General features: G+C 39.2%; 7 protein-coding genes and 1 other annotated feature. Of the genes, 3 read left to right on the top strand and 4 right to left on the bottom strand.

Annotated elements, in window-relative coordinates:
- Positions 1-309: IS30 family transposase (locus tag T408_RS0105760; RefSeq protein WP_028119111.1), on the top strand; the 309-nt coding region annotated here is incomplete at its 5' end.
- Positions 310-373: 64 nt separating this feature from the next.
- Positions 374-571 (bottom strand) — a binding site (T-box leader).
- Positions 572-668: 97 nt separating this feature from the next.
- Here the strand turns inward: T408_RS0105760 and T408_RS0105755 are convergent.
- The 4 genes from T408_RS0105755 to T408_RS0105740 all read right to left on the bottom strand — a co-directional run bounded on the left by T408_RS0105755 (position 669) and on the right by T408_RS0105740 (position 4617).
- Positions 669-1037: a glutaredoxin family protein gene (locus T408_RS0105755; RefSeq protein WP_028119110.1), complete on the bottom strand. Its 369-nt coding sequence runs from the start codon at positions 1035-1037 to the stop codon at positions 669-671.
- A gap of 64 nt (positions 1038-1101) precedes the next feature.
- Entirely contained in the window at positions 1102-2727 is a 1626-nt protein-coding gene (locus tag T408_RS0105750; protein WP_028119109.1) for a hypothetical protein, read from the bottom strand.
- A gap of 103 nt (positions 2728-2830) precedes the next feature.
- Positions 2831-3199, bottom strand: coding sequence for a hypothetical protein (locus T408_RS0105745; protein ID WP_035420236.1), 369 nt, complete (start codon positions 3197-3199; stop codon positions 2831-2833).
- Positions 3196-4617 (bottom strand): Y-family DNA polymerase, encoded by a 1422-nt coding sequence (locus T408_RS0105740; RefSeq protein ID WP_028119107.1) that lies wholly within the window; start codon positions 4615-4617, stop codon positions 3196-3198. Before T408_RS0105740 ends, T408_RS0105745 begins: the two co-directional genes overlap by 4 nt.
- Before the next feature lie 144 nt (positions 4618-4761).
- Here T408_RS0105740 and T408_RS0105735 point away from each other — a divergent pair, with 144 nt between their 5' ends.
- Positions 4762-5352, top strand: a complete 591-nt coding sequence (locus T408_RS0105735; protein WP_028119106.1) for an MptD family putative ECF transporter S component — start codon at positions 4762-4764, stop codon at positions 5350-5352.
- Positions 5353-6030, top strand: coding sequence for an energy-coupling factor transporter transmembrane component T (locus T408_RS0105730; protein WP_028119105.1), 678 nt, complete (start codon positions 5353-5355; stop codon positions 6028-6030).
- The last annotated feature ends 4 nt before the right edge of the window (positions 6031-6034 follow it).

Genomic DNA, 6034 nt, shown 5'->3' with positions numbered 1-6034 from the left:
TCCTTTCCATTGAAAGCTTTAAAAACGTTTACGTCTGATCGTGGCAAAGAGTTTGCTTGTTATCCAAAGGTGGAGGAAAAAGGAATCGATTTCTATTTTGCTGATGCCTATAGCGCGTGGCAACGAGGGTCAAATGAAAATTCAAACGGTTTATTAAGAGAATTCTTTCCCAAGAAAACTGATTTGGCCAGGATAAACTTAAGAGATTTATATGAGGCCTTATGGCTATTAAACAATCGCCCTCGTAAATGTTTAGGTTTTAAAACGCCGTTTGAGATACTAATGCACGAACTTGAAAAGATGAATTAATTTGTCGCAGTATTTATTGCAATTTATCATTTAAATAAAAAGGTCTCTATTTTGGTTAAACCAAAATAGAGACGAACAAAATCCGTGGTACCACTCTACATTAATAGTATTCCTTACTATCACTCATTAAAATAACGCCTTCAAGCGGCATCCTAAGATGCATCTCATTGGTGCGATTCAGTCTTTAGCTATTGATAATCTTTCACCTACATTATCTCGCTGGAAATACCTAAAGACTTACTAGCCAATTCTTTGATTTTATTGTATTAGTAAACTGATTAATGCCATATTAAGTGATTTCATTCAACAAGTCAAATTAAATTTGTCAAAAATGAGAATTTAATGAATAAACTAATTGATTACTTTATAGGTAAATTTAAGAAGGCCTCAATCTCTTCTGGTTCTAAAGATGAGTCACAGACTATTTTAGTCCCTTCTTGATCAGAATAGACTAAGGCTGGAACGGTCTGAACCTTGTAATGGTTACGAAAAGCCTCAATTTCTTCTGTATTGCCACTTACTTCAGATGATAAATAGTTGACTTCGATTTGATGATCTTTAGCAACTTGATGTAGCTTCGGCATGAACTTGCGACAAAAATGACAAGTTGGCCGTCCCACAAATACTACTTCACCCGTTTGACTAGCAATTAATTTTTCTGCCACTGCTGCCGTCACCGACTTAAAATCTCGGGCATCATTGGTGAAATCTTGCGCTGTATAAGTCATGTTATCCTCTCCTTTATAGTCCATATTATAACCAGCTAGTCAAGGACTTTCAAGGATTTGACCGCTAATCCAGGTCCATCTCTTTCCATGCCTTACGCCTTTGGTACTTAGTCCAAAGCTGATATCCAAGTAAACCCAGTCCGATAACCAATGGTATCACAGCTATCATCAAGTAGCGTCGCTGTTCGCCTGTATCAGGCAAGCCAATATTTTGCTTGTTAGACAGGCCAGTCTCATCACTTGAAAGCTCACTGGAAGAATCCAATGACTTAATCGAATGGCTAGGCTTTGGTAGATTCTTAGATTTGGAGGGAGACCGTCGATTGCCTAACCTATCTTTGATGGCAGCTAAGTGATTATTCAATTGATTCCGCTCTGGTAATTCAGAGTCTAGTTCTATCTCGGAGCTTAAGTGGGCTGAATTATCCTCTGCTGGTATTTCCGGTTGAGGAACTTGTTCTTGAGCTTGAACCCGGTCCGCTTGAATGGGTCCACGGTAATCATTAACATAACCTGAAGATTCTCCGCTCATTTGCCACTGGCCGCTAGCTTCATCATAGAGAACTAATTTGACTTGATAGCGATTATGGAGTTTGGCAATTTGACCAATCGTTTCTGAATCTGTTAGGGCTTGTTGATTCAAATAATCAGCTAGTTTTTCTTTAAGGAGTTGAAAGGACTCCGCATTGATTTGGTAGAATGTTTGAAACTGAGCTTCCTTGGTCTCAATCAGCTGATTGTACGCCCGCGTATAAGCTTGAAGATCCGAATTAGCCTGATATTGAGCCAGATGATAAATGGCTAGCGTTTCAACTTCAATTAAATTTAATTCTTTGACCATTTGGTATTTTTGGTAGGCTTGAGGATCAACTTGAACATTTTGCTTGTCAGCAGGAACTTGGAAGGTATTCGCCTGCTGTAAATACTTATCATAGATTCGCTCAATATCACTAAATTTAACTTTACTGTAGGCTGGGGGGACTAGCTGAGCTAAGTATTTATCAATCTGAATCAAATAAGCACTCAAGGGTAGAGTATCTTGATCAATCAAAATCTGGTCCACTGCTAAATAGTCGCTAGTGTAAGGATACAAAGCACACTGATTCAAAGCTGCTTGGTGCTGTGAATTGGCTTGTTGTTGTTCTTGTATTTGGCTCCATTGATAGTTAAGCTCATTGTACTCTGCCTCAACCTCATTGCGCTGGGCCAAGAGAGACTCCAATTCTTGCCTCAATTCCTCATGATAAGCCTGCCATTCTTGAACAGATTCATGCTGGCTGACGAGCTGATACTGTGCTTCTTGGCTATAGCTAGGAAAATCGGGATCCGTGTCGAAATAATGCATATAAACTTCTTCTATCACATGCTCTACTTGCTCGGCTACATTCGCTAGCGAATGTTCCCCTTGAGATTCAAGAGCGACGATCTCTTGATTCAACGCTTCGAATAAAGCTTGCTTTTCTTCAAGTGCCGAACGAATTTGCTCTTGGCTTTGCTGATTGCTCTGGTCTACAATTGTTGGTGTAGCTTCCTCCCCGCGCAAATAAATAGCACACGCTTGGGCGTTAGATTCCTCCACTTGGATCTCTCGGGCTAACACATAAGGTGTAACCGGGCTAATGGCTTGAACTGGCTGGGGGAAGAGAGAGCCTAACAAACAGAATAAACTTGTGTATTTAACATAGGACATAGTATCGACTCCTTTTAAAATTTATGTCTTCATAATATAAATACACATTTTTTTCTGTTTTACATTTTTATTTTTTAAATTTTAAGCCAATTAATGCCTACTATCAAAATCCATCGTCATCACTGTCTAGATAATAGACATTTAAAATATCAGCAAAATTAACCCATAGATAGGATTCCGAGTTCACCAAGGCCAATCGGTCGTGAGTCCATTGATCAATCTGACCAAAAAAATAAAAATAACTTTCTTGCTTACGAATACAAAAGTTGGCAGAGAGATGGTGAAAATAAATTTGATTTAAGAGAACAAGCTTCACTTCCTCCTCCATCACTTGATCCCAATCAATACTAGGATCTGTTTTTCCCATAGCTGTCGTATGCTCAGACAAGAAAAAACCCATCCACTTAGCCATTTGACGGTCTTGGTAATTTCTTGCCGCACGATAAGGTAAATAGGAACGATTAACTCTCATGATAGTCCATCTAACCCCCCTGCTCCACCTGCAGCATGACCTCCAATTAAACGACTACGTGCCAAGGTTCGTGAGTGATCCTTGAGTATTGTAGCCGGTTGTACGGCTAAAAAGCCGTGTTTGCTTCTAATTTCATCAATCGCATTTTCTAATTTTTCCATCTTGATCGAGGCCTCATAATCATCAAACAAAGAAATCGTCTGATAAGTATCGTCGGACATTTGACTATAGCGAACACCAATATTGCGTACTGGCCCTCCTTGGTACTTTCTTCTAAATAAATCTAGGACATGTTGCCTTAAGACTTTTGTTCGTTGGGTTGCTTCTATCGATTTTTGAGCAATGATCGGTTGCTTGGAACAAGTCTTAGAAAATCCAATATAAATAGCTACGCAAGAAGCCTTTTGGTGGGATCGTCTCAATCGGATTGCTACTTGTTCTGCCATTTCGCTTAAAACAAGTTCAATATCCGCTTGGTGATAATAATCACGCGGTAGAATTTGTGAATTACCTAATCCAGTAGATTTTGGACGGTAAGGATAGCGAACATCACTTTCATCAACTCCATTGGCATGAAACCATAGCTGCAAGCCTATGACCCCTAACTCATCTTTTAAGATTTGCGGGTTAGCATGGGCTAAATCATAGATGGAATATATTTTCAGGCGGTTTAAACGTTTGGCCATTCGTTTACCAATGCCCCAAAAGTCAGTCAACTTTTCGATTTGCCATACTTTACTTTCAACATCTTCATAAGACCAATTAGCCCGCATATTTTTATTCTTTTTGGCTTCAATATCTAAGGCTAACTTAGCTAAAAGTGGATTCGCATTGCTCATACCAATCGTCGAATAAATTCCTGTTTCATTTAATATTTCTTCTTGGATTCTCTGAGAAACCACATCGAGTTGTTTTTGACGGCCCTTGTATTCTCCAGCTAAATAATTTAAGGAGCGTGTTAAATCAATAAAGGCTTCATCAATTGAATAAGGAACAATCTCCTCCTTGGGAGCATAATGGGTCAGTATTTCCTGAATTTGCATATTCACTTGAATATAATAAGACATTCTGGGCGGAACAATTTCTGTTTTACGGGCCCAGTCTTCGATAAAGTGAACATAATCATCTGTTACAGCTAGGCCTAGACGATGCGCTCTTTGAAAATTGAACCGGCGATCTTCCACCCTAAAAGGTAAGTCATAAGCTCGCCCAATATTATTCTGACCAAATACTCTTTTAAAGGTAGGTGAAGCAGCTAGAATTAGGCCCTTAGAGTTATCCGATCGACTCATTACACAAAGAGAAGTCTTTAAGGGATGCCGTCCCATAGCGACGCATTCCACACTTGCGTAAAAAGACTTCATATCAATAAAGGCAATATCTGACCTTGGTTCTAGGCTATAATCAATAATTCCCATTTTGAACCTCCTTTCTTTTTAATTATACGAACATATGTTCTTTTTTGCAAGTTGATTTTCTTTTCTCATCTCTGCCGCAAAGGGATTGAAATCACTCTAGGCTTTTCTTATAATGAAAGTATTTATGACTAAGGAGGCCCTTTGATGCAAAAACTAACAATTTCAGACCTCATTTCTATCGCGATCTATTCAACCATTTACTTTATCCTGGTGGCTGTAGCTGCCCTAATATGTGTCTTTTTAATTCCTGGCTATTCTTATATCTTTATTCCAGCCATTACCGCTCTGATTAGTGGTACAGTTTTCATGTTGTGTGTCGCAAAGGTACAAAAGTTCGGAGCCATCACGATTATGGGTTCCATTATGGGGATATTCTTTTTTATTAGCGGTCGCTTTCCGTTTGCCTTGATACCGGCTGTCGGATTTTCTCTATTAGCGGATGCAGTGAACCTACCTAGCCACTATCGTAGCAAGCCCATGCTGGTCATTAGTTACCTTATCTTTTCCCTAGCCAATTGTGGTCCCATTATCCCGCTTTATCTAAATACCAAATCTTACACCCAGGAACTACTTAACCAGGGCCGGGACTTATCCTATGTGCAGTCCGTTTTCAATCATTTGCTGGTCGATTCACCAGGGATAATGGTCCTAGTAATTTTAATTTCTGCCTTAATTGGGGGAATTTTTGGGCAAAAAATGATTAGTAAGCACTTTGAACAATCGGGGATTATTTAGATGATTCTTGATCCTAGAAGCAAATTAGCAATTCTCATTATTGCCATCATTCTTATGGCTCAGTCATTATTCCTATGGGCTGAGACTCTTTGGATTTTATTTTTGTTGTTACTATTTGTTGTAGGTAAGCGACTAAAGCTTGCCTGTGTGTTTTTTACTTGCTATCTTATCCAAATTATCATCTACCTGTGGATCCTTCCCCATATTGGCAACTCTTTTATCTATTATATGTTGTCTTTTTTAAGCATTGGTTTAAGAGATATGATGCCGGGTCTGATAGCGGGTACTTATGCCCTAACGACTACTCCCGTTGAAGAATGGATTGCCTTATGCAAACAATACGGTCTACCCAAATTTGTCACCATACCCTTAGCAGTTACAGGGCGATTTTTTCCAACCATTAAGAATGATTATCAGCAGATTCGCCACGCTCTAGCCTTTAGGGGAATCACCATCGGGGCTTGGGGATCTATACGCCACCCCCTCCAATCCCTTGAATATGGTTTGATCCCTCTCTTAATGAATGCTAGCCAAGTGGCTGAAGATTTAACAATTGCTAATCTAACCAAAGGACTTGGAATTAAACATAAACAAACAAGCCTGATCCAATTAAGGCTTAGTTTATATGATTATATCTACCTTGTTCTGGCGCTAATCATGTTAATTGTAACCTTATAAAGGA

The sequence above is a fragment of the Hutsoniella sourekii ATCC 700629 genome (genome assembly GCF_000518205.1).
In the GTDB taxonomy this organism is placed as follows: domain Bacteria; phylum Bacillota; class Bacilli; order Lactobacillales; family Aerococcaceae; genus Hutsoniella; species Hutsoniella sourekii.
The sequence above is the reverse complement of the archived record's forward strand: the minus strand, read 5'-3'. Positions and strand labels throughout refer to the sequence as shown.